The sequence below is a fragment of the Chromatiales bacterium 21-64-14 genome (assembly GCA_002255365.1).
GTDB lineage: Bacteria > Pseudomonadota > Gammaproteobacteria > 21-64-14 > 21-64-14 > 21-64-14.
Window position 1 is genome coordinate 1 of the sequence record NCBI01000013.1, and the last position, 24,317, is coordinate 24,317.

General features: G+C 60.1%; 19 protein-coding genes. 3 read left to right on the forward strand and 16 right to left on the reverse strand.

Annotated elements, in window-relative coordinates:
- From B7Z66_07905 to B7Z66_07915, 3 genes are all read right to left on the reverse strand, one after another.
- Positions 1-1,194 (reverse strand): hypothetical protein (locus tag B7Z66_07905; GenBank protein OYV76584.1); only part of this gene is annotated, 1,194 nt, incomplete at its 3' end.
- Positions 1,195-1,570: 376 nt separating this feature from the next.
- Positions 1,571-2,878 carry a hypothetical protein gene (locus B7Z66_07910; protein ID OYV76585.1) on the reverse strand — a complete coding sequence of 436 codons (1,308 nt, stop codon included), beginning with the start codon at positions 2,876-2,878 and terminating at the stop codon, positions 1,571-1,573.
- Complete coding sequence (locus B7Z66_07915; protein ID OYV76630.1) at positions 2,875-4,041, reverse strand: glycosyl transferase family 1; 1,167 nt, start codon at positions 4,039-4,041, stop codon at positions 2,875-2,877. The genes B7Z66_07910 and B7Z66_07915 overlap by 4 nt, the downstream gene beginning before the upstream one ends.
- Positions 4,042-4,118: 77 nt before the next feature.
- Here B7Z66_07915 and B7Z66_07920 point away from each other — a divergent pair, with 77 nt between their 5' ends.
- Complete coding sequence (locus tag B7Z66_07920; protein ID OYV76586.1) at positions 4,119-4,958, forward strand: hypothetical protein; 840 nt, start codon at positions 4,119-4,121, stop codon at positions 4,956-4,958.
- 156 nt (positions 4,959-5,114) lie between these two features.
- Here B7Z66_07920 and B7Z66_07925 read toward each other — a convergent pair whose 3' ends face one another.
- Positions 5,115-5,762, reverse strand: a complete 648-nt coding sequence (locus B7Z66_07925) for a hypothetical protein (GenBank protein OYV76587.1) — start codon at positions 5,760-5,762, stop codon at positions 5,115-5,117.
- Positions 5,763-5,996: 234 nt separating this feature from the next.
- Entirely contained in the window at positions 5,997-6,974 is a 978-nt protein-coding gene (locus B7Z66_07930; GenBank protein OYV76588.1) for a hypothetical protein, read from the reverse strand.
- 50 nt (positions 6,975-7,024) lie between these two features.
- Between B7Z66_07930 and B7Z66_07935 the strand changes: the two genes are divergently transcribed.
- The gene (locus B7Z66_07935; GenBank protein OYV76589.1) at positions 7,025-8,389 is read left to right on the forward strand and encodes a hypothetical protein; all 1,365 of its coding nucleotides are present in this window, start codon (positions 7,025-7,027) and stop codon (positions 8,387-8,389) included.
- On the forward strand, positions 8,386-10,254 hold the full coding sequence (locus tag B7Z66_07940) for an asparagine synthase (GenBank protein OYV76590.1): 1,869 nt from the start codon (positions 8,386-8,388) through the stop codon (positions 10,252-10,254). The genes B7Z66_07935 and B7Z66_07940 overlap by 4 nt, the downstream gene beginning before the upstream one ends.
- 70 nt (positions 10,255-10,324) lie before the next feature.
- On the opposite strand, the gene B7Z66_07945 is transcribed toward B7Z66_07940, so the two are convergent.
- The 11 genes from B7Z66_07945 to B7Z66_07995 form a co-directional block, all read right to left on the reverse strand.
- Positions 10,325-11,254: a polysaccharide deacetylase gene (locus B7Z66_07945; protein ID OYV76591.1), complete on the reverse strand. Its 930-nt coding sequence runs from the start codon at positions 11,252-11,254 to the stop codon at positions 10,325-10,327.
- 38 nt (positions 11,255-11,292) lie between these two features.
- Complete coding sequence (locus B7Z66_07950; protein ID OYV76592.1) at positions 11,293-12,054, reverse strand: hypothetical protein; 762 nt, start codon at positions 12,052-12,054, stop codon at positions 11,293-11,295.
- Entirely contained in the window at positions 12,041-13,372 is a 1,332-nt protein-coding gene (locus tag B7Z66_07955) for a putative O-glycosylation ligase, exosortase A system-associated (protein OYV76593.1), read from the reverse strand. Before B7Z66_07955 ends, B7Z66_07950 begins: the two co-directional genes overlap by 14 nt.
- Positions 13,369-14,916, reverse strand: a complete 1,548-nt coding sequence (locus B7Z66_07960) for a colanic acid exporter (GenBank protein ID OYV76594.1) — start codon at positions 14,914-14,916, stop codon at positions 13,369-13,371. Before B7Z66_07960 ends, B7Z66_07955 begins: the two co-directional genes overlap by 4 nt.
- A gap of 35 nt (positions 14,917-14,951) precedes the next feature.
- Complete coding sequence (locus B7Z66_07965; GenBank protein OYV76595.1) at positions 14,952-16,346, reverse strand: capsule biosynthesis protein CapK; 1,395 nt, start codon at positions 16,344-16,346, stop codon at positions 14,952-14,954.
- A gap of 103 nt (positions 16,347-16,449) precedes the next feature.
- Positions 16,450-18,012: a hypothetical protein gene (locus B7Z66_07970; GenBank protein ID OYV76596.1), complete on the reverse strand. Its 1,563-nt coding sequence runs from the start codon at positions 18,010-18,012 to the stop codon at positions 16,450-16,452.
- 16 nt (positions 18,013-18,028) lie between these two features.
- Positions 18,029-18,895, reverse strand: a complete 867-nt coding sequence (locus B7Z66_07975) for a polysaccharide deacetylase (protein ID OYV76597.1) — start codon at positions 18,893-18,895, stop codon at positions 18,029-18,031.
- 271 nt (positions 18,896-19,166) lie between these two features.
- On the reverse strand, positions 19,167-20,705 hold the full coding sequence (locus B7Z66_07980; GenBank protein OYV76598.1) for a hypothetical protein: 1,539 nt from the start codon (positions 20,703-20,705) through the stop codon (positions 19,167-19,169).
- Between the two features lie 193 nt (positions 20,706-20,898).
- Complete coding sequence (locus B7Z66_07985; protein OYV76599.1) at positions 20,899-21,825, reverse strand: hypothetical protein; 927 nt, start codon at positions 21,823-21,825, stop codon at positions 20,899-20,901.
- A 30-nt stretch (positions 21,826-21,855) separates the two neighbouring features.
- A complete protein-coding gene (locus tag B7Z66_07990) occupies positions 21,856-23,391 on the reverse strand; it encodes a hypothetical protein (protein OYV76600.1) in 1,536 nt (511 codons plus the stop codon).
- Between the two features lie 43 nt (positions 23,392-23,434).
- Entirely contained in the window at positions 23,435-24,049 is a 615-nt protein-coding gene (locus tag B7Z66_07995) for a sugar ABC transporter substrate-binding protein (protein OYV76601.1), read from the reverse strand.
- Positions 24,050-24,317 lie beyond the last annotated feature (268 nt).

Sequence of the window (24,317 nt, forward strand, 5' to 3'; positions counted from 1 at the left end):
CGTCAGGCTCACACTTCCACCAGAAACTACCGACGCCTTGTCTACCCCTAAACTCAACGTCGCAGCCGGCACCACCGGCAACGTCGATACTGGCGGAGTCAGGTCCGGCGCGGGTAGGGAACTCGGAAGCTTATAGAAAAATACATCTTGGTCGACGCCGTTTACGACAACGAATGCGTTCTTGGACGGAATGTATTGCCACCGGCCGTAAGTACCGTTGGGCGCGGGTGGTGTTGGGGTAACCGTGTTGCCAGCCGCAGCCGGAACGCGGGTCCAGACCGGAGGAGATACCGAGAGGTCGAGCGTGTAGACATCGGTACCGCCGGCCCAGCCGACGAGCTTTTTGATCGCGGGATCGTACACAAGCCCCGGTGCATTCGCATTCATCATCACCGATGCGCCTGCGCCGGCTGCGTTCAGATTCTGCTGTGACATGGTTCCAGACGATGAGATTGTATAGACGTAGGCCTTGCCACGGCCAATCACGACAAATTTTCGGTTGACCGGGTCGACCGCGGCAACGAGGCTGCTGATGCAGGCATCCTGTCCGCGCGTCGTCCAGGTGTTGGCGACGGGGTCGTATTCCGTCAGCCAGCCGCACCAGAACATGAACACATGTCCGGTCACCGGATCATAGCCCGTCGCGACGCCGTTGGAGGCATGGGGGGCATCAGCCATCTGCTGCCATTTGAGGGTGTTGAAGTCAAACTCCTCGGTATCATGCACCCCGTTTCCGCTGCGCCAGATCGAACCGCCGCTCTCCCAGAGCCGGTCCTGAACGGGCAAATAAACCATGCCGTCGTAGGTATGCCGGGAACCCGGGGAACCATCAGGAAAAACGGTAGCACTGACGCCCCAGCCAAAGTCCTTTGCTGGCCAATATGGGTCGTTCAGACGTTGCCACTTGAGGGTATTTACATCGAATACGTATACTTCATTTCCCCAGTAATCTCCGTGCCCGCCTCCCCAAACGATAAGGCGGTCACGTTTGGTATCGAAGGCGCCGCCGCTCCAGGCGTCGATGACATTCTGAACACGGGAATCATAGGGTAACGGCGCCACGTCCTTCATCATCGTGCCGGGCGCCTCATACCAGTACCCCGGGGCCAGACTGTCCACCGGGTTGGCTTGCGCCGGTAGGCTGCTTGCCGCGGCCACCGTGAACCAAAACAGAAGCACGTAGAGCCTGCGCATTCGATTCCTCCCCCCAGCTGCATGTGGAAGCGCCGGTCCGGCGCATCCGTACCGCTCCCCCGTGGCGGCACCGGGATCCAGCCCAGCAAAACCCACGGAAGTCACTGGGAAGTATATCGGCGAGTTGTTGCCGGCTTGTGTGACCCGATTGGCAGTTCGTCAAAACCCCGGAACGCGCGGCAAAGGTGGGACAATTGTCCCGGCCGGGGGCTGATCACGCCGGGCTCCGCAGCCCAGGCGGGTGCGACACCACGGGTTGGCATCGCCGAAAAACACTCAGAAAGCGGCTTGTTGCACAGATCCCGCAGGACGCACGCGCCCGCCATCGCGTGGTTCCAGTAAGGATCCGCGCCGGGTGCGTGGATCGCGCTTCACTTCAGCGCGGTCCGCCCGTGACGATCCGCTCCAATTCAGCAGCCAGGCACGCCGTCAGCCGCTCCCTACTGTAGGCCTCCACCTGGGGCAGGGGTTCCGACTGGGGGACAGCCGCCGCCTCAGTCCGGCGGAGCTCATAATGAGTTCGTAGCGCCTGCGCCACCGCTTCGATGTCGTGGGGGGGAATGGTCGCGAGTCCCAGTGTCTGTTCGAGCAACTCCGCGACCGCGCCGCCCGACATCAGCGCCAGGATCTTACGTCCAACTCTAAGATACTCATATGTTTTTGCCGGAACTTGCATATAGGTCCAGGTCCGGTTCCGACGTGCCCGCGCGTCCTCCCCGGCCGGTTCGCTCAACGCGAGCAGCAGATCCGCCCCAGCCATCCGTTGCAGGGCACGCCGGTAAGGCATGCGGCCCGCCTGAACCGACACGACATCCGCTACACCGGATTGCGCCAACGCCCGGCGGAAAGTCTCAGTATCCGCATACGGGCCGCCGCCCAGGAGTGTCACCTGGAGGTCATTGCGGTCGAGCCACCCCCGCTCCAAGGCCAGCCGAACGGCCGCCAGCAGGGGGAGTGGGTCCCGGTTAACGGCGTCGATCGCTCCCGGGTACAGGATCTCGAACCGATCGATCCCCTCCGGCTCCAGGTCGACGAAATCCTTTTCATCGTATCCGTTGGTGATGGTCACGAATCGCTCCGGCGGCAACCGGGGATAGCGTCCGCGCAGGTACTGACACATCGCCGGGGTATTGCAGATAACCCGCCCGGCACGGGCCATTACGCGCCGCTCGATAGCGCCTTCGGCCCAGCGCCGGAAGCGGGGCATCGAATCTTCGATCCAGGGATCCCGGAAATCCGCCACCCATGGCAAGCCGAAACGCCGGTGCAGACGCAGACCTATCAGGTGGGCGGTCGCCATCGGGTAGGTCGAATAGACTGCATCCACCCGGCCCGCGGCGATAAGTTCCGCCCCTTTCCTGACCGCAGCGCGCCACCATGGCCAGTATCGATCGGGAAACGCCAGCGCTTGCGGGTACACCCCGCGCACGCCCAGTAAACGTTTGACGTCTGCGGCCCACACCCGGTGCACATTGACATGGGACGGAATCGCCGCGGCAAGCGCCGGATCGCGGCTCTCGTAGAGATCTTCGGGCACCGAGATGACCTCCGAAGACCACCCGTGATCAGCCAAATACTCCGTAAACTTCAGGGTCCGCAGGACACCGGTGCTCGAGTTGTCCGGGGGGTAGTGGAACGCGATCACCAGCAACCTGCGCGGCCCCCGCCCCGGATTCGCGGTCAAGACTCACCTCCATCGTCACTACCGGGCGGCGCAACATGTCCCGGAGCGCGCGGGATCCTGCGGTTGTCGTCCGCAGCCGATCGCTCCGTGCCGATCCCCTCGATAGGAGGTTCCGTGCATCCCCGGCGCGTGCGCGCGACCGTCCATGCATGCTCATAAACCGCGAACAGCCGGTCCCGAACCCGATCCCATGAGTAATCCAGCACCGCGGCCTGCCCCGCCTCCGCAAGCCGCTCCGCCAGCCCGGAGTCCCGTAACAGCCGCAACACGGCGTCGGCCATCCGCGCCGGTTCCCCCGGGGGTACCAGCAGGGCAGTCCGGCCGTCCTCCACCAAGTACGGAATACCGCCGACGTCAGTACTCACCACGGGCACACCGGACGCCAGTGCCTCCAGCACCGATATCGGCATGTTGTCCACCAGGCTTGGGTTGATTGCGACTGCAGCCGAACGGTATAACTCCGGCATTCGCGTGTTCTCCACCTGCCCGGCGAACACGACTGCGTCGGCCAAACCGAGCTCTTCCACCAGCCGGTGCAGCGCCGGTGCCGCCGGCCCAGTCCCCGCGATGGTCAGCCGCGCCTCGGGCACATGGTCCTTTACCAGGCGAAACGCGCGCACCGCGGTCGCGTTGTCGTAAATAGCCTCTAAGTTACGTGCCACGACAAGATGCGCGCCGCGCAAGTCAGAATCCGCCGCCTCGGGCCCGGTCCGAAACCGGTCAGTATCGACGATATTGGGCACCACCTGCGCCTGCACGCCGCGTCTCCCAAATACTTCGTGGAGAAAGCCCGAGGGCACAACCAGGGCATCCGCCAGACGCAAAACCGGTCTCACGAAAAAATACGAACGCCTGAAAAACTGCTCCGCCTCACCACCTCGATAGTTGACCACGACCGCCACCTTGCGCAGCCGCGCTATCACAATCGCCGGCGCCGCGAACAGGTGCCACGACCATCCGGAATTCGCCATTACATGAAAAATCGATGCCCGCTCCCCGGCCTTCCAGAGATCCCACATATATGGGATCAGCCGTCCTAGTGCACGAACCCACGGTAACCGTCCTAGGCAGGCAGGCGCGTAGGGCCGATTATGGCGGACCACCTCAACGGAGATGCCCTCAGATCTCAGCAGTTCCTCCAACTGCTTGGTCTGGTTCGCCATACCACCCGCGGGCGGTGGAAACGGCCCGACCAGCGCAAGACGAAACCCACCGCCTGCCACCTTCACAGCCTACCTCCATGACAAACTGCACACCGAATTGGGTCGGCTGCACCTGGGTCCTGCACATCGCTCCGGACCCCGCGGAAAACCGCCAACCCGGCCCACCCTTTACGCCATGGGCCCGACCGGCTATGGTAACCGTACACGCGGAACAACCGCGTTTTCCGGGTCCCGCAAGACGAGGAGCTTTGGCCATGTCCGCATTGTCGTCCCCAACCCGCCTTCTGCTCACGCTGCTGACCGCTACGCTGATTGCGACCGCCTTCCCAACGGCCGCGCTCGCGGTCGACACGCCCGCGTGGCGCCGCCCCCATGACTACTACGCCACCGACGCCGAAAGCCGACACCTGCTCACGATGGTCGAGGGCCACCACCTCCAGCAGGGAACCGACAAGATGGCGCGGGGAGAGTACGGGTACGCGAAACAGGATTTTGATTTCATCCTCCGGTATTTCCCGAATGATCCCAAGGCGCTGCTGCTCATGGGCGAACTGGCGGTCAAGACCGGGAAACCCCAAGACGCCACGCACTATTTCGAGACCGCGATCAAGATGTTCCCTGACCGGGCACCTACGCATACGGTGTATGGCGTTTTTCTGCATCGGACGGGTAAACTCAAGCAGGCCATCATCCAATACAAAGAATCGCTGAAGCTCGACCCGGGTTCTGCAGAAACCAACTACGACCTGGGGCTCGCCTACCTGACACTACGTGACTACGCCCTGGCGAACCAGCATGCGCATGCAGCCTACCGGCTCGGGTACCCTCTTCCAGGATTGCGCGAGAAACTCCAGCGCGCCGGGAAGTGGGAACCGATCACGCCCATCACCACCGATAGCCACCCGCCCCACCCATAGCCCGCATTATTCGCGCGAGTTGGCTGCCCAAGGGTCTGCCGGATCACCGGCACGGGGTTTTAGCGTCGTATCCGCGTATCGCAAACCTGTGCCCGCGATACCCTGGCTAACAAGTGCGTCTACGCCCTACGCCTATGGCACGAAAGCGTGAATCGCTCAACGCACAGACCCGCTGCGTTCCAGCAGGACACAGGCGACCTGCCATCGAAATATAGGCAAGTAGTACCGCCATAAGCTGTTGGTGCGAAACGGAAGCAGATAATCGAGGCGCCTGATCTTTTTCCGAATGTACGAACTCCGCTCTGAAATGCGGACCACCCCGGAACGGATCACTGTCACAGCGCCGGCCCGAGCGATGTCACCAACCAACTTGGACACACTCGGCCGATACATCGTATCGATAGGATCATGGTGGCAAGGATATCTCCTCGGTACCGTGACCAACAACAGTCCGCCCGGCTTTAACAAGCGCATCACGTTCGAAATGAATGCCGCCCTGTTCTCGACGTGCTCGAGAATATTACAACAAAGAATCAGGTCATACGGCACCGCCACGAGTGCATCGTTAAGCATCGGCGCACATAAATCCGCGACCACGTCCACACCCACGTCGGGCTCTCGATCAAGATAGGTGATACGGTAACCGCGGTCTACGAGGGGTGTATGGACGTTTTCTCCAATATGTGCCTGCACGCGCGTTCGGAAATCGAAACTTGCCGAGCCAATATCCAACACCTCTATCCCCGACCGCGCAGCGAGACCGGACAACGCATCTCGGATCCACATGGATTCTTCAATAAACATAGAAACCTTTGCCCCCCGTCCGGAACGCCTCGTCAATACAGAAATACGGGTACAATACGGCTGCGCTATCCAGGCCAGGCGTAGTGAACCCGATCCCGTGAACGAGCCGGTACCCGATACACCTATCGCTTCGACGATCCCCCTGCTGGCTCGGGCAACTCCCACTTTACCAACCAAGGACTGCCGCGTGACTACAGACCCCCGCCAGATGGCGCGCGAACTCAAGTCGTCAAATTACGTTTGGCCGTACCTTTCCCCAGCCTTCCCCGCCTGAGCGACGGCCATAATACGGTCAATCGATGCCTGCGAAAGCTCATTGCGCCACCCCCACGCCGCTTCCCGCGGGTTTTTGAATACTGAATAATAGCCCGACCGACTAACCGATGTGCTCTCCGCCAGGAAACGCTCCGTCTGCGGAGACCAATCCAGGCCGGCGAACCGGAACAACATCCTGGCCTGCACCAGCGGCGCCGTGCATAGATCCTCGTAGCGGATCACCAGCGCATCCGCGCGATCCTGAATATCCTTCAATGCCTTGTCGTTGAACAGTCTCCAACGCCAGGCAAGCCGTTCGATAGGTTCCGCCGCACGCAGTGTCTCCATAGTCAAACCACACTCGCGCGCGGAGTCCGTCTCCAGAAGCATTTCCAGTATCCCGTAATCCTCACTGCTACCGTCAGAATCTCCGAATTTATTGCGTGCCTCTCCACGCAACACCGATGCCACGTACCCGCAAGGATGGCGTAAAATCAGTACCGAGCGCGTCATGAGCAATCGTAACAGGACCCCAAGACGACCGGTGGACTCGATCGATTTCCATACTACCCGGAGCTGAGGAATGCGTTCATAGCGCAAGAACTGCGGAACACCCCATTCCCCAAACAAGCGCGACGCCAGCTTTGCAACGACGATCCCTGCCTGTTGTGAGTAATCCCCGATCCTGGAACGATAACTCTTCGAAAACACCGGCAGCGAACCGGCCACCTTCGCGGAACACATTCCCGGAAGCCGGCTGGCAAACGCATAAACGTCCGCCCGGTATCGTTCCGCGTCCCTTACCGATGCGGTAACGGGAAGACTGGAGATCGGTTCTATGCTATCGGGTTCATGACGATACAGGGTATCCGGGTGGCTGTCGAAAATTTTCCCTATCCAGGTGGTGCCCGACCTCGGCATCCCCACCAGCAGGACGATCGGATCCTCCAGACTCATGCCCCGCAGTCCCTCAGCGTAATGTCCCGGCCCGCCAGACGCCGCACAACATGACCCACGGTGCCGCGCCTGACGATTATACTTGCCCCTTTTCCGCCGCGGTGGCTATCAGGAGCCCTCGGGAACGGATCAAAACTGGTATCATATCGACCGCGAGGGGCACACGAACCACCAGTGCGCGCGACAGGATCCACCATGGTCCGGCGTCCAGTGATCCAGTGACACACGGAACCCGACCCACAAGAGGCGCAAATCGGCGCATGGCGGTGTACGACGGGCTTCAGGTCGATTGTATCGGGGACGAGCGCGCCTTTATGGCGCTGCGTGAGCCCTGGAACCGCTTGGTTACGGCGATGAATTCCTCCGGCGTGTTTCTGCTCCACGAGTGGTTTCAGGCCGCGTGGCAATGGGCGCGACTGGACTCCGACTTGCATGTGCTGCGGATACGGCGTGGAGATGACGTCGTAGGTCTCTTCCCGCTCATCCTGCGTCGCGCGCATCGAAGACACGTCGCGATCCACCAGATCGAATTCCTTTCTGTACCGGACACTCAATACTGCGGTCTCATCTGCAGCGAATCGGACGTCCACGCCTGCCTGGAAGCTGCAACTGCTCACCTGCGCCGGGAGAGTAAGCGATGGGACCACATGTTGCTCCGCTATCTCACCGAAGATTCCGGTGCCGCCAAGGCCCTTACAAGTGTCTGGGCGCGCAACGGCATGCGTTCCAGCATCGATTCCGGGGGAAGCAATCCCTACGTTGACCTCAGCGGAAGCTGGGACACATTTTACCGCAGCTGCAGCCGCAGATTGAAGAAAGGCAATAACCTTGCCGCCAGCCGGCTGCGCCACGCCGGCGATGTGCGCATCGAACGGTTCCGGCCGGAATCCGGAGATCTTCACCGCCTGCCCTCCATCCTTGACTTGATCAGCGGCATATCAGCTCGGAGCTGGAAAGGACACACGCCGTTCAGCCTCGATCAACCTGGGCCTGGGGCTTTCATCCGCACCCTTTCGGAGGCCGCGCTGCGACATGGGTGGCTCTCGATCTGGATACTGTACCTGTCGGACACGCCAGTCGCCATGGAATACCAAATCATACACGACGGCACGGTACACGCACTGCGCGCCGACTTTGACGAATCCTACGGCCAATACTCACCGGGATCCTACCTGAACTGGAAGATCCTGGAATCATTGTTCGACACCGGATTATCACGCTACTATATGGGACCCGGTGAAAATACCTATAAACTGCGCTGGTCAAAAACCGGTGCCGCATTGAACACAGCGCGTGCCTACAGTCCGTCACTGCGCGGACGCGCACTCTCTGTCTGGAATCTGGATCTGAAACCGGCGCTACGGCGGTTAACAACCGTCCGTCTATCGGGATCGAAAACCGGTGGGAATCTATGAGTGGAATTTGCGGCTGGACCGGCCTCTCGACGTCTACGGACGAACAGCACCGCCGAATTGAAGATATGGCCGGCGCCCTGCCCACCACGGCCCACGGCGGAACACCTCCACGCACCGTAACGACGGCCGGCTCCGCCCTTGCCGTCACCGCGACCCGGGGTCCGGGATGGATGCACGATGAGGGACCAACCCATGCCGCAGTCTGCGGCCGACCGTATTGGTCGGACAAGGAACTGGCCACCTTGTCCGAACGCAGAGGTCCGGCCTATGTGCTCGCCATGGAGTACCCACGACGGGGGGCCGATATCCTTCAGGCCATGCACGGCGCTTACGCACTGGTCGTGATCCGGGATAACCCCTCTGAAACATTTCTCGCCGTCGACCGCCTGGGAATCTGCGCCCTGAGCTATGCCGTTTCCGGAAACGGATTGATCTTCGCATCCACGGCGGACGCACTAAGCCGTCATCCAGAGACGCCCCACATGCTGCGCCCCCAAGCACTCTACGATTATGTCTACTTTCATATGATTCCTGGCCCACTCAGCGCGCATGTTGGGCAGGAGCGTCTGCTGCCGGGACATTGCCTGCGGTTCCGACCCGGAAACGACGCCGTACCCGCCGAATATTGGCGCATGGAGTACGCCGAGGACACCCATACTGATTTTCAAGCACTGAAACAGGAATTCCTTGAGCTGCTGCACACATCCGTCGCTGCCAATGCGGCCGGCGACGAGGTAGGCGCGTTTCTGAGTGGTGGCACGGATAGTTCGACGGTCGCCGGAGTATTGAGCCGTATCGCAGATCGCCCGGCACGTACCTTTTCCATAGGCTTCGACGCGCCGGGATACGACGAAACCGGCTACGCGCGGATCGCCGCACGCCATTTCGGAACCGACCACCACGAATACTATGTAACCCCCCAAGACGTTGTTGAGTCGATCCCCCTGATCGCAAGAAGCTATGATCAACCTTACGGAAATGCGTCCGCCCTTCCGACCTATCATTGCGCGCAACTTGCGCGCGAACACGGCATTGGACGGCTGCTCGGCGGCGACGGCGGTGATGAGCTGTTTGGCGGCAACAGCCGATACGCCAAACAGTACATCTTCTCCCTCTACGAGCGCATTCCCAAAAAACTTCGGCAAGGCATCATCGAACCGTTGTTTGGAACACCCACCGACGACACAGGTGGCCTACTCCACAAGCTGCGCCGCTATGTCGCCCAGGCCGCCATACCGCTCCCGGACCGGGCTGAGTCCTACAATCTCCTCATGCATTTCGGTCCATCAAATGTATTTGCACCCGATTTTCTGCACGACATCGTGACCGACCACCCGTTACAGATATTGCGCGCAACCTACCGAAATGCCCACGCATCCAACACGATCAACCGCCTCTTGGCGCTGGACCTAAAGCAGACCTTGGCCGACAACGACCTCCCGAAGGTAACACGCATGTGCGAACTTGCCGGCGTGGAGGCCGCCTTCCCGCTACTTGGTGAAGGGCTCATCGAGTTCTCTGCGCGACTACCCGCGAGGATGAAAGTCCGCGGGACGCGGCTGCGATATTTCTTCAAAAAGGCCCTTGCCGATTTTCTTCCGCCGGAAATTCTCACGAAATCCAAGCACGGCTTCGGACTGCCTTTTGGTGTCTGGATGAACGAGTACCCGCCATTGCGGGACCTCGCCAGTGACAGCCTGTCGCAGCTGCGCACCCTGAACATCTTCAAGCGAGATTTTCTCGACTCCCTCACGAACCGCCAGATCGCTGAACACGCTTCCTACTACGGTACTATGATCTGGGTCCTTATGATGCTTGCATTATGGCTCGAAACCCATCCGACCGCCGGCTATCCCCCCGGATAGCACACGGCGCCGACCCCGCCACTCGACGGCTCCATGCCGTCTAACCCTGTCAGGATATTCCTTGCCAGAGTCATGCGGTGCCGCGCATGCAGTTCTGATACAGTCGCAGCACAAACCGGTCCGGGCTCCGGTCCCACGGCGTGAAACGCGGTAACTGGTAGCAGTCGGACACAGCCGACGCCGCGCCCCACTGAGTGCTAAGCGCAGCTTTAAAACCCAACTCCCGAACCATCCCCACATGGGCTGGAGTATAGTCACGGCCGGGCTTTCCGTTGGGATAAGCAAACAGTTCCACTGGGGTGCCAAGGATCTCCTCCAGACGGTGTTTTCCACCAAGGATCTCTCTACGGGCTTCATCGTCGCCGACCTGGGCAAGGATGGGATGAGTAATGGTATGTCCGCCGATCTCCATCCCCTCTCGGTGCAAACGCTGCACGTCCTGCGTGGACATCATAAGCTTCACCGAAAGCTGCACGTTGCACGCGCTTCGAACGAGATCCACTGCCGCATCACGCTCCTGAGCCGGACGATATTTCAACGCGTCGATAATAGCCCGCAGCGCGGCCCTGCGTTCGGCTAGGCCGTCGATACTCAAACATCCAATCCCCAACGTATTCAGATCAATCCGGCCACCGCGGGCCACGCGCAGCGACTCGATGATCACGTCGTTCCACATCATTCCACCGTCCAGAAATCCCGTCGCGACGAAGAAGCATGCCGGCACACCATTGCGTTTCAGGATCGGGAGCGCGATCCTTGCATTGTCTTCATATCCATCGTCAAAGGTTATGGCAGCCGCGCGGCTCGGCAGGCATCCTTGTTGATGCAACCGCACGGCCTCGCTAAGTGGAAGAACATGGAAATGCCGTGCCAGTGCCGCCATCTGACGCTCGAAGGTGCGCGCATCAATGGTCCCCGGCACCAACGGGTCAGGCTCCGACAGAACCCGGTGATAAATCAGGATGGAGAGGCGTGCACGCTTGTTCGCTGGGGAGACCATGCTCCCCAGGGCGCGGAGCGCAACGGAACGTATCCCACTCAAGGCCGGGGCTCCACAACTCCGTGGATCACGATCGCATGGCTCGTCAGCGCTCCGACGATTGGCAGCACTTTGAGGATCCAACGCGCAACCTGGGTCTCACCCAGCCATTGGAGTGTAGCGAAGCGGGCGGGGAAAATCGGTATCCAATAGAGATGCACATCACACAAACCACATTCCTTAGCCATGCGCTTGAGCTGAAAAGGTGACTCGTATCGCACATGGGGTGGCCGGCCTTGCACCCACCGCCGCAGGCGTTCAGACACGTGCGGCAAGCACCAGCCATTCAATGCGTCGATCCATACTTCTCCGCCTGACCGTACAACCCGCGCCAGTTCACGTACGAGCCGGTCTGACGACGATAATGCCTGCACTACACCAAAGCATAGTGCGCCGTCGAACGCGTCGTCTGGAACCGGGAGGTCCGTCACGTCCGCAACTGCCCAGTAGATATCCGTATTCCCGCGAGCACGCGCCTTTGTAATCGTAGGCACCGAGTAGTCGAATCCGATGACCCGGCAGCCGCGCAAGGCCAAGTCTCGTGCATAGGTCCCCGCACCGCAGCCAGCATCCGCCCACAGACCAGCGAGCCTTCTATCACCCAACAACCACCGGAAGTTCTGTAGGCGCGCCTGCAGGCCGGATGGGCTCCAACCGGCGATTCCGGCGTCATCCTCTGAAGCCTCCGCGAACCGCGTGAAACGCCGGCGCCAACCCTTCTCGAAGGGTTCCTGCGCCCGCGGCCGATTACCGTCCGCCATCCGCCGTGACTCCGGGTGGTCTGACAAATTCCCGAATAGGTGCCCGCACCTTTGCCACCTCCGTCCCGATGGTTGGGGCTTCCGCCAAGTGGCGTTGCACCAATACCTGCAGCAGGATCTGAATTGCAACCAAATGCCAGGCAAGGTCAAAATAGGAAAGCCCCAGAAATGCCCCGCCCACGGCGTAGGCCACCAAGCTCACCTGCACCATCGCAGCCATATCAGAAGCCCATTTCAGATCAGGACGATCCCGGCATTCGCGCACGGTCCGTGAACCATAGCGCCAGGCCATAATCCCGATCGTCAAGAAAATCATCAGCCCGGGATAACCGTGTTCACCCAACATCTCGAAATAGATGCTGTGAGAATCGTGGTAATTGTCCGGTTCCGGCGCATACTTTTTGAACAACGGCCGCGTAAAGGCCTCAAATCCACCTCCCACGATGGGTCTGGCATTCGCCAGGTGAAAAGCAAACCACCATGCGTTGATACGCCCCAGGGCGGACCGGTCCTTATGGTAGGTCTCGATTGTGTCCATCTTGTGAAAATACTGCTTGGGCATGAAATGGTACATCGTGGACACGACCAGGATCAGGCCAATTCCGATCAGCGCACGCTTGCGGCTTTTTGCCCAGAGCATGAACCCCATCGCTCCCCCGGCCAGAAACGCGCCTCGCGAATAGGTGCCTACGATCGCCACCCCTGTCAGCGCCATCGCTACCCCTAGCCCGCGCCGCACCCACTTGCTCTCTGTATTCAGCTGCAGATACCGGAACAGTGGCAATGTCATGCTCAGCGCCAGCCCGATTTCCGTGTTTCCCGGCATGAAACTGTGCGGTGGGCCGAGCACCATATACTGTCCACCAGTCAGGATTGTGAACAGGCCCCCTTTGACGCCGAAGAAACCGACTGAGCACGCGATCACCCAGACCAAGGCATGCAGCCGCTTCCTATCTTGCATGAGCATTATAGTGACGAAAGTCATCAACTGCACCTTGGCCACCTTTTCCCACTCGATCCACCCAGCCACCGGATTGAGCATGAACAGCGATGTGAAGATAACCCACACGTTGAATACGACAAGCATGATCATCAACCCATTCCAAGGCAGACGCTTCGGCTCCCGGGATATCACCAGGGCGGCAAGGGTGGTTACACCGACAATCATCGCAAACGGATAGTTGTACGCGAAGCCCCAGGTCAAGCGGTGCGGATTCATATACCCGATCCAGGACCACATCAGAATCCCGATCCAGGGTCGGACGAGGATAAACGGCAGGGAACCAAAAATGATGATCGCAACTGCTACGCCTCTCATCGGAAATCTCCGGATCCGGTGCTGCCTGCGGCCGCGGAGCGCACGCCAGACGCTGCGGTCCTGGTGGCACGGACACTCATGAACAAAGATTTGATCTCGGCAATTTGCGCCCGATTGATAACAATACTGATTAATCCGTAGGTGATCACACCAATCCCCACCAGAAATGCCAGCCGTTCGCCCACTAGCCAATGCATGTGGCCGCCGATCCACCACTGCGCCACCTTGACCGCTAAAAACATCAATGCGGATGCTCCCGCCGGTCGGGCAAGCGACGCGTGAAACGTCCTGAGCGGCAGCTTAACCAGCCTGAACGCCACCCAATAATTTGCATAGGCCACCAGAAATGCCGCTAGCGCATAGCCGCCAGCAACCCCCACGACCCCCCATGGCAACCCAAGCACGACAAAGGTGAGGAAAACCGGGGTGGCGAACAGGGAAAAGACCAAACGTCTCTGTGCATGCCCGGTGCTCAGATAAATCAGCCCCGCCGTGGTACCGACGCTCTGGAGCATTCCAACCCAGCAGAGGATCTGCAGGACCGGAAGCATCGGGAGCCACTTGGCACCGAATACGACCGTAACTAGATCGTGAGCAACAGCGAACAGACCGACCATCATTGGAAATGTTAGAAACGCAATGGCCGCTACGGCCTTCAAATATACTTCTCGATAGCGCGCCAATTCGTCCTGCAACGTCGACAAGAGCGGGAACAGAATTCTAACGATGACCTGACTGACCTGATTCATGGGGTACAACATCAGTTGATACGCAAGCGAATAGTACCCGAGCGGCCCGCTCCCCAGAAATTTTCCAACCAACAGATTGTCGCCTTCCCGATGCGCGTAGTTCACCATGTCGGCACCGAGGACCGCTGCACTGAACCCGGTCATCTTGCGGATGCTCGCCCACTGGAAGCTCCGGTCCGGAACCCAACGCGCATACAGCACAGTCAACAGCATGGTGGTTGCGGAACCGACCAGCGGTTGCACAACCAGACTCCATACCCCAAAGCCCAGCCACGCCATAGCTACCGCGCATACGCCGCCGATGATGCTACCCGCCACCTGTGCCTTGGCGATTTCCGCGAATCTCAACCCCTTGTACAGAATCGCCCTCGGTACCACCACGAATCCGCCGAATACCAGTCCGATCGACAGGACTGTGATGATCGCTGCAAGCCGGGGGTCACCATAGAAACTCGCGATCCAGGGAGCCGAAATGGCGAGCGCCAACGCAAGAACGACCGCCACCAATACGTTCAGCCAAAAACTCGATGAAAGGGCGACGCCGGTTAGTTCCTTGACCTGAACGATTGCGGCCCCGAGGCCAAAGTCCGCAAAGAGCTGCACCAGCCCGTAGAACACCAGTGCCATTCCGAGCAGGCCAAAATCCGCAGGCATCAGTAGTCGCGCGAGGAGCACTGATGTCGCCACCTGGACTATTTGGCGCAGTACTTGGCCACCTCCGGTCCACAGAACGCCTCGGGCAGCCGTAGTACCTAACCCTTCCTCCGGCTCCGAACTGCTTGAGCCTATTGGCATTACACCGTTCACGGGCCGGGCTGCGTCTGGTCTGGTCAAGGCCTGGCCTCGGGAGCGTGGCTGACAACATAGCGAAACTTCCCCGACTTCTCGCCCTCGATCTCGGAAGTGAGGTCAACCAGCACCTCGACCGTGGGCCCGAGCCGCTCCTGGAAACCCCGAACGATGCGTTCCCGTGATTCTGGTGCAAAACCATTGATCGGTTGAATAAGCACGCGGACCTGATTGCGGGTATCCTGAATAATCTTGAACGCCCGTACGCCGGGCAACTCCCGGATCACGTAGATTAGCGCCAAACCATGCATGACGGTTCCATCGGCCGCGACGACGAAATCCGTGGACCGCCCCTGAATATCTTTCAACAAAGGAAGCCCCCGACCGCATGGGCACTCCGCATCGTGCAGGGTCCCAATATCACCGGTGCGGTAGCGGATAAATGGATACGCCCTGGTCGCCAGATGCGTCACGACGATCTCCCCTGCCTCCCCCGGTGCCACTGATTTACCAGTGCCATCAATGATCTCTACGATGATATCTTCGGCAGACAGATGCATTCCGCCGGACGGGCACTCGTGGGCGATGAATCCCGCATCACGACCGCCATAGCCGTTGGCGACTGGGCAACCGAATACCTCGCCTAACAATCGTCGCTGCTCCTCATACAAACGCTCTCCGGTTGTGAAGACTACCCGGATCCCCGCGTCGGACAACACCACCCCATGCCCCTGCGCGAAGGATGCAAGCCGATGTAGCGCGGAGGGATATCCGAACAGCATGCGTGGCCGGCGGGCGTTGACAATCCGCGCGTAAGCGGAAAGATCGGCATCCGACATGCGGAAGGCGGGCAACAAACGACTATTGAACAATCGATCACGAATCGCTCTCACGCGATCCTGTGCGGCCAATTCGATCGGTGATCCCCATAGGACAATCTCAGGGTCACCGATATCCACGCCCCACCAGCGCGTTGCTCGCCATTTGGCGGCGACGTCGTGACTTACACGCTCGGCGCCGAGATAGAACACCATCGGTTCGCCAGTAGAACCGCCGGTGTTGGAACGCTGCAACCGACCCGGAACGTCGGAGCACAAGCGCGTTCCATTGACGCGGATGATCTCCTTCGTGCAAAACGGGAGATCTCTCAGGTCATCGATGCTCCGGACCGCATCCCAGGAAAACCCAGTGGCGCGAAAGAGGTCGCGGTAATAGGGCACATTGTCCGCCGCATGGGCCAGGAGCGCACGCAGCCGCTCAATTCGGAGTTCCTCCAGTACCTGCGGACTCCACCACTGGCTGCGCTCGAGGCTGCGCCGGCGGCGCACCGTGTCGTGCCCCTTAACCCATTCATGAACCGGGAACAGGGCACGCGTAACCGAAGCTCTTCGGATGTTGCGCAGTGCCTCGCGCAGCGCGGCTGGAATTTCTTTCATCGATTTCCAGCCCCATCCGCACCACGGGTGTCCCACGGTTCCGGACGCACCCCGTTAGAAGCCAGGCCGATCCACCGGCACCGGTCCGGCACCCCACGCTTATTCAATCCCTGGCCGGCCTATGCACGGCCGCAACCGGTGCCAACGGCCCCATGTCGCGAGCAAATTGTTGTAGGACCCGGCGCGCCGCGCTGGGTCCGACCTCGTAATCGGCACTGATCGCAACCACTGCGGCCACGTCACCACCATGCCGGAGATCCTCCCAAGCCTGTAGCAGCTTGGCCTGCGTCGGGTCGGTGGTAATCCGGCCGCCAATCCGGTACCAACTCCAGACCAGGCGATCCGTGGCCCCAGACCGGAGCATCGTCTCGACTACCCACATGCGCCGGCCACCCATGGATATCTCTCGGGAGTCCGAGCTGATCCGGGCCCAGTGCCGGTTGTCATATAACTGGTTTCCCCACTTGATCAACTCAGAGCCTTGGCGTTCGCGCAGGTAGTACGCGGAGTATAGGTATACCGTGTCAGCGCCCATGGTGTAGGCTCGCAGAAATGTGCCGCTGGCGCCCCGGAAAACCGGACGCCAATCGTCCGCAGTCGTCAACGGGCCACGCCATGGAGAACGCGCCAGCGGCGCCATCAGGGCCGTCGGCTCCGGAGTATGCGCAGCCCGGACGTCCAGCCACCGCAAGGCGCCCGGACCAGCACCCGCGGAACCGACGAGCAGCGCCGCGCATAGCGCCACGTACCAGCCACTGCTACGTCCCCGCCACGCGGTGACGGAATCTCCTTCCGCACGGCCCGCGTCCGGGGCTGCGTTCCGCTCCCGAATGAACTGACCCGCCCAAAACAGAAGAAACATCACCAGACCGAAGAATATCCAGCCATAAATGATGTGATCCACGCCGGTCGCAAGCCGCATGTCGCTCGCGTAGGCGATCGCGACGATACCCGCGGCCCGGAGCCCGTTCGCGATGATCGGGACTATGACCGCAAACGCGACGAACAGAAGTCGCCGCCACACCGTCCTGTAGACGAGATAGGCGTACACCGTCCCCAGTACCACGGATGCGATCAGGTAGCGCAGCCCGGAGCAGGCCTGTGCGACTTCGAACGTACCCGTTGGTATCGAGATATATCGCCCCTCCAGAAACACCGGAATGTGTACCCACTGAAGGATCGATACCGCGAATCGGGCGGTAAAGTCCTGCAACGGCGGGATCAAACCATCCCCCATGGGAACGGCGAAAAACAGATAGCCGAGCGGAAACAGCATCTGCCGCACCACACGGGTTCCGAGCAAGCCCCAAACGATGGCGATGGCCATCGCCACCAGCATGAGCTGCTGGGTCAGGAGCACGTCGATGCGAGCCGACACCGCCCATGCGAGCGCCCCTGACAGTACTAATAGCAGGGCCCATGGATTGAGTACCGGTTGGATCCGGCGGATGATTGCGCGCCGGCACCATATCAGATAAAGGCTGATAGGCAGGATGAGAAATCCGTGCGCGAAGGTTTCCGACCGCCACCAGATATCCACCAGCGACCGAACCGTTCCGGCGTACAACAGCAGCAGCGCGGACAGAGACACGCACAACGCAGCGAGCGTCGTGCCCCAGCGAACGCCGGGGGCCTCTGCGACTACCTCGGCCGTTTGTGTTGCCATGCGCGTGTGCAATCCATCAACAGCCGGGGTCCCGTAGCGCGCAAGGGGTCGCTCTCGGTACCTCCCCGGACGCTTCCAGGTAGACGCGATCCATCCGGTCCCATCGAAAGTCCTTCAGGAGCCGGCCCAGACGTGCTTCCATACGCTCGAGGTTCAGGTAGTGCCGTATCCGGGTCTTGAGCCTCAGGGAGTCCGGACGGGGTTGTTCCGGATCAAGTTCCCAGGGGTGAAAATAGAACACGGCGGGCTGGTGATCGGATCGGTTCACGCGCCGGATGGCCCAGCGGGAAATCTGGTACGGGAAGAGCCTGAAATATCCGCCGCCGCCGCAGGGCAGATTGCGGTTGAGAAGCGACACCGTCGTGATCGGCACTTCCAGGATCCCGCTACGCCCATACCGGAACGGAAAGCGTGGTGCTTCCGGCATCCCGTAGAGATCGTGACGTATCGGGTAGATACTTGAACTATACCGATAACCGGCCGCTTCGAGCACATCCAGCGCCCACAGGTTGTCGCGCCCGATGGAATAGCTCGCAGCACGATAGCCGGCTACCGCTACGCCCGCGACCTGCTCAAGGAGTGCCTTGGTGCGAGTGACGTCCTCGCGGAACTCGGCCTGTGACTGCCGTACTACCCGGACGTGCGCGTACCCATGACTGGCAAGCTCGTGTCCCCGATGGACAATCTCGCGCACGAGATCCGGAAACCGCTCTGCAACCCAGCCGAGCGTAAAGAACGTGGCCTTCACGCTACACCGATCGAACAAATCGAGCACGAGACGCGTGTTACGTTCCACGCGCGAGGGTAGGGTTGGCCAACTCTGCTTCGGAATTTGTTTCTCGAACGCCGAGACCTGGAAATAATCCTCCACATCGACGCTCATTGCGTTGACTACGCATTGTGTCATTACCACTGTTTTCCTGGATCCGTCATGATACGTATGCTACCGCCCTCTCCGAGACGGAGCCGCCGATGTCGCTACCCGCCCGCGGCCCCAGCGGCGATACAGAAGCATTGTGTCGACGATGCTGCAGGCGCGCTATGCCAGAGACCGGAAATCGTCCACCACCTGAGGATCCCGCCGCGCCACGTACCCGACACACGGGTCGTCCACTACGGGTACACGACCCGGAACCGCGCCGGGACGTATCCGATCAAAACTCCACCGTAACCCCCAACGACACCATATTCACGGAATAATCCGCCGATGCATTGGAGTTCCGTTGGAGGTGCGTAACCGACAGCGAAGTATTGGCGTACCGTCCGAGTTGATATATCAAGGCCCCACTGGCCTCCCACAAGTTGTCGACCCGGACACCATCAACAAACTGCCATCGCTGCCAATAGCCGGAAACCTCGGCGCTCGTGCGCACCCCCAGGTTGCGGTTCCAGGATGCGTCGACTCCCGTAACGGTTTCCTTGGAGCCGGTAAATTCGTACGTGCGTTCGGACCGTGACACCGTAGCGGACACCCGGTCACGGAGCCCGTGGGCTCCGAGCGTTACGGATAACTGCCGATTGATGAATACCTCTGCGGACAAGCCCGGGAGCGAGGGAGCCAGCACCTGCGTGACTTGTCCGTTGGGACCAGCGATCAGGGGCTGCAACTCTAGGGCCAAAGAGGAGATCGTGCTCGGCTCCTCCGAATAGTTCACGGATGCTGAGGTCCACGCACCTTCATTCCGGAACGATGCCTCAATGGTACGTCCGAAGAAACGCCTGCCGTAACTGGCTTCGAGGTACGAGCGCGGTGTAATGTCCCACTGAAATCCGCCGCTCCAGATTTTCCCCTTCGGCTGCTGTACGGTAGGACCGAACTGGAAATTGTTGTTCTCGTAGCCGCCACGCACCACAAGCCGGAACTTCGACTGCACGGGATAACGGGCCTCGCCCAGCACGCGCTCAAAAATAACGTCCTGTGATCCGTCGAAGTTGGTCCGGCTGTGATTGTAAGACAAGCGGAGCCCGAGACCCGGCACGTCCGGCCCGGTCTCGATTGAAGTGCCTTCCTCACTGGTCTGGCTCCCGGAAAGCTGTTGGGTATTGTAGTCGACCACACTGTAGGAATAGTGGGCGCGGACAATGGCCATCTGACCAAACGAATGCTGGAAACGCGGAGTGGCCGAGTAGGTTAGAACATTGGTCCGGTTCCCGCTGATCGATACATTGCTGAGCGGAACCGGATCAGTTGGGGATATCAGGGCCTGGGATGCCGTCGCCTCGGCACCCAGTGCGAACGTCCCCGGCCACAGATCCGCGTCCAAGGTAGAGAAAAGCTGATGGAAGGTTGCGTTGCTGGATGAATTCTTGGCATAAAATATGTTCTGCATCTGGTAGTTGGCCAGAAGATTTAATCGTCGTGAGGCCTTACTGATAGAGATCGCCGGATTGACCTCTGTAACAAAATCGCTGCGTTCCTGGCCCGACGCCGCGAGGGCAATGTTGTCGTCGTAGAGCTCTTGCACGTTGAGCGACGGAACGAGATTCCATCCGGGCCCGGTCGGTGTGGGAGCCACAGGCCCGGACCCAGGCCCCACATTGACTCCATACGGGTTGCCGCTACCCAACGCCGCGTTCACGTCGAGCGCGTGCGCGGTTCCAATCCCGGGACCCGCCATCACGCCAGCCGTTGTCAGAAGTTGGGCCCATCTCCACAATTTATGTATTACCCGGTTATTAGATGTTCTTCTCATTCGCACAGTCCCTGGCCGTTTTATACCCTATGGGTTCACCCAGATCCCCGATCCACCAACCTAGCGCGTACCGACCGGACAAACCCATGTCGCCGCGCACTGGAGGCGATCCCCGAATCGATGCGCCGCACACCACTGGTCTGCCCCGCGGTGTACCGTTATGCAGCCGTCCGGCCGATAAGTCGGGCGGATCTCACCCGTAGTAATATTCCGATTGAAATACGCGCGGATACCGGTTGAGAATCAGTCCAACGGGCTTTTCCGCATCCAGGAGCGCCAAGGCCTCGCTCACGACGCCCTGACTGGTGCTGCCGGCCGCCACTACCACGACGATCTGTCCCGCGAGGCTCGCGAGTACCACCGCCTGAGTCGCTGCGAGCAGGGGGGGGGAATCGAATATCACCAGCCGGTCGGGATATCGTTCGGAGAGTTCCTCCACCAAATCCTTCATCGCGTCGCTGGCCAGCAATTCTGTGCCATATTGGTGCCGCCTACCGGCGGGAAGCACACTCAGCCGCGGAATATTCGTCTGCAACAGAAGTTCGCTCAAGTCCAGTGATGGGTCCTCCATCACATCCGTTAATCCCCTATCGGTGGAGATCCCCAAAACCTGCGCGACATTGGGTCGCTGGAGATCAGCGTCGATCAGGAGCACCCGACGATCCCGCTCCATGGCGATACTCATGGCCAGATTGATGGAACTGAAAGTCTTGCCTTCGCCTGCCACTGCGCTGGTAACCATCACCAAGTTGCGCTTCGGCGCCGCACCCGGTCCGTAAGAGAAGGCGTTGGTTAGCAACGGGCGCTTGATCAGACGGAATTCTTCGCTAATACGTGTGCCGGTGGTGGCGGGGGTCACCATCCCCATCGCGGTAAGCCGCTCCACATCAACCTGCACCGTCTGCGACGACTTGCGCGCCGCCGGCTCATTCGCGATCTGGCTCGGCGGTTGACCATGGCGCTCCTGGGAATCCGGTCGGTCGGTCCCCTCCCGGGTCGTAGCCAGGTCCTGATGTTCGGGTCGAACCGCAGTCGCCCCCGCGAGCTCCGGTCTTTCGGCAGGCCGGTCCCGCACGGACTTCCCGTTCGCTAAACTGATCGCTTTCTCGATTATACCCATGGCAGGATTCTCTTGCGGGCGCCCGTTACCTCACGCGCCAGTCGTCAAAACCGTGAAAACCACGCCGCCGATGAATACGCTCATCAACAGTAGCGCGGTCAGAACCAGCATCGTGGCATCAATGCGCCGGCGCATCAGCATGTCACCGGTAAATACTGTTCCCACGGTACCCAACACGGGGAAACCGGCCACGCGCCGGAGGACGCGCCGATCATTGAAGGTCGGCTTGATCTGTGAGAGAAAGAACGCGAAACCGATCCCAGCGCCCAAGCCCCCGGCGAATATCGCCGCCATGATCAATAGGCGCTTTGGCGCCACGGGCTTCGGTGCAACGAAGGGTGGATCGATGATTTTGAACTTGATGTCATCTGAACTCTGGTCGGCCTGCTGCGACAACGTGGCCTGCTCCCGCCGCCTGAGCAGGTCATTGAACTGGGTTCGGGTTACGCTGTAGTCGCGATTGAGGCTCGCCAACTCCGCCTCCACGGCCGGGATCGTATTGACCATCTTCCTCAGATAGTCGACCCGTTTCTGATATTCCTGCACCTTCACCCGGAGACCAGCGGCTTTGGCCTGCGTCTCGCTCAGTGATATCTTCAACTGCTGGTAAACCGGGTTATCGCTCACCCCCCCGACAGCACCCGAAGCGGCGAGTTTGGCCAACTCCCTCCTACGCTGAGCCTTGAGTTCCTTGATCTGTTCCCTCACCGCGATCACATCGGGGTGGCGGTTGGTATACTGCAGCAGAAGGTCATCTAAACGGCTTTGCAACGCGTTGATCCGGGTGTCCAACGGTCCCCCGTTGTCTCCCGCCTCCGACATGATGCCGAAAGTTGGTTCATCACCACCCAGCTCTTTGCTCAGCGTATCCCCGGTCTGTTGAGCCTCGGCGAGTTGGAGTTTCGCCCCGTCCAACTCGGTGATGGCATCCTGCAGTCGATTGTAATAATCCTTACCCTGCTGCGGCATCATGCCCACGTTCTTCTGTTTAAAATCTCTCAGCCGGTCCTCATCGGCGTTGAGTTTCGCCTCGTATGACTTGATCTGCTGATCCAGAAACTGCTGCGCGGTGTTGGAATCCTGACGGCCGGCATGCAGGGTGTTCTCAACGAAGCTGTTGAGCAGCGTCTGCACCACCCGTTTGGCCGCCCTGGGGTCCGGATCGACGTAGGATATCGTGTAAAAGTTGTCGCGCTCCGTACCGCGTATCTGGATCCGCTGGTCCAGTTTGAGCAGAAGCTTCTCCATCGCGTCCGGCGTTGTCGCCCGCAAGTCGAGATCAGTCGACCGCGCGACCTTTTCCAGGTTAGGCCTGCTCAGCAGGATCTTGGTAACGAGTTGCACCTTGCCCTGGACATTGGACTGCACCACCATGCCCGCGAGCAAAGGACGCAGTATGGTGTCCGTATCCACGTAGACCTGAGCGGTGGCGCGGTAGATATTCGGCTGGAAATGGAGCCACGTCCATCCGGAGATACAAACCAGCCATGCGACGGCAGCACCGTACCAGCGGTAACGCCACGCTCCGTAGGCGTAGTTCAACAATTGCGAAATGATTTCATTCATGACGGGGTCCTTGCCGTATCAGCGGAGCTGACACCATACCGGATCAAAACCAGGACTCAGGGATAATCAGTACGTCGCCAGGCCTCATCGGTATGTTCGCCTTGATGTCGCCGTCATTCAGCAGGCTACCCAGCTGCACGTGGATCTTCTCCTCTTTGCCGTTGACATGCCGCACGACGACCGATCGGTTGCCCGCCGCGTATTGCGTCAAGCCACCGACCGCGATCATGACATCGAGCAAGGTCATGCCTTGGCGATAGGGCAGCGCTTGGGGCTTCGCAGCTTGGCCAACCACGCGGATCTGATTGCCGTAGGTACCCACATAACCGGTAACGATCACCGTCACCATGGGGTTCCTGATGTATTGCGCAAGCCGAGTCTCAATCTCATGCGCCAACTGGGTCGGCGTCTTCTCGCTTGCAACCAGATCCTGAACCAGGGGGATCGAGATGCGTCCGTCGGGACGTACCGGCACCGTGACGGACACCTCCGGATTGTGCCAGACGAAGATCTCCAGAGTATCTCCGGGACCGATGACATATTCGGGGGTCGGACCGACAAGCGTTTTAGTGCTCGGACCGGTAGTCGCACACCCAGCCAACACCACAACGAATGCGCAGAGTATCACCGAAATGAAATTTCGCACTGGGCTATTCACGTTCTCTCCCCTCAATTACGGACTTGTTGTCTGTCACTTCGCATCCCGCCGCACCGAGGGATGGCCTAATCGCGCCCACCCGGCGTTCCCTGACGCCAGTGCGCCGTGGACACATCTCTAAAGGACCCGGGCGAGCGGTGTTGGACACGTACGCGGCGCCCAGGGATCCGGGCAACACAACGTCGGCGTCCAAGGCCGTTGTGGGCTACATATCGGCCACCGCCCGCAAATCATTGAATCCCCCCGGGGAGACCCCCCCACCCAGCCC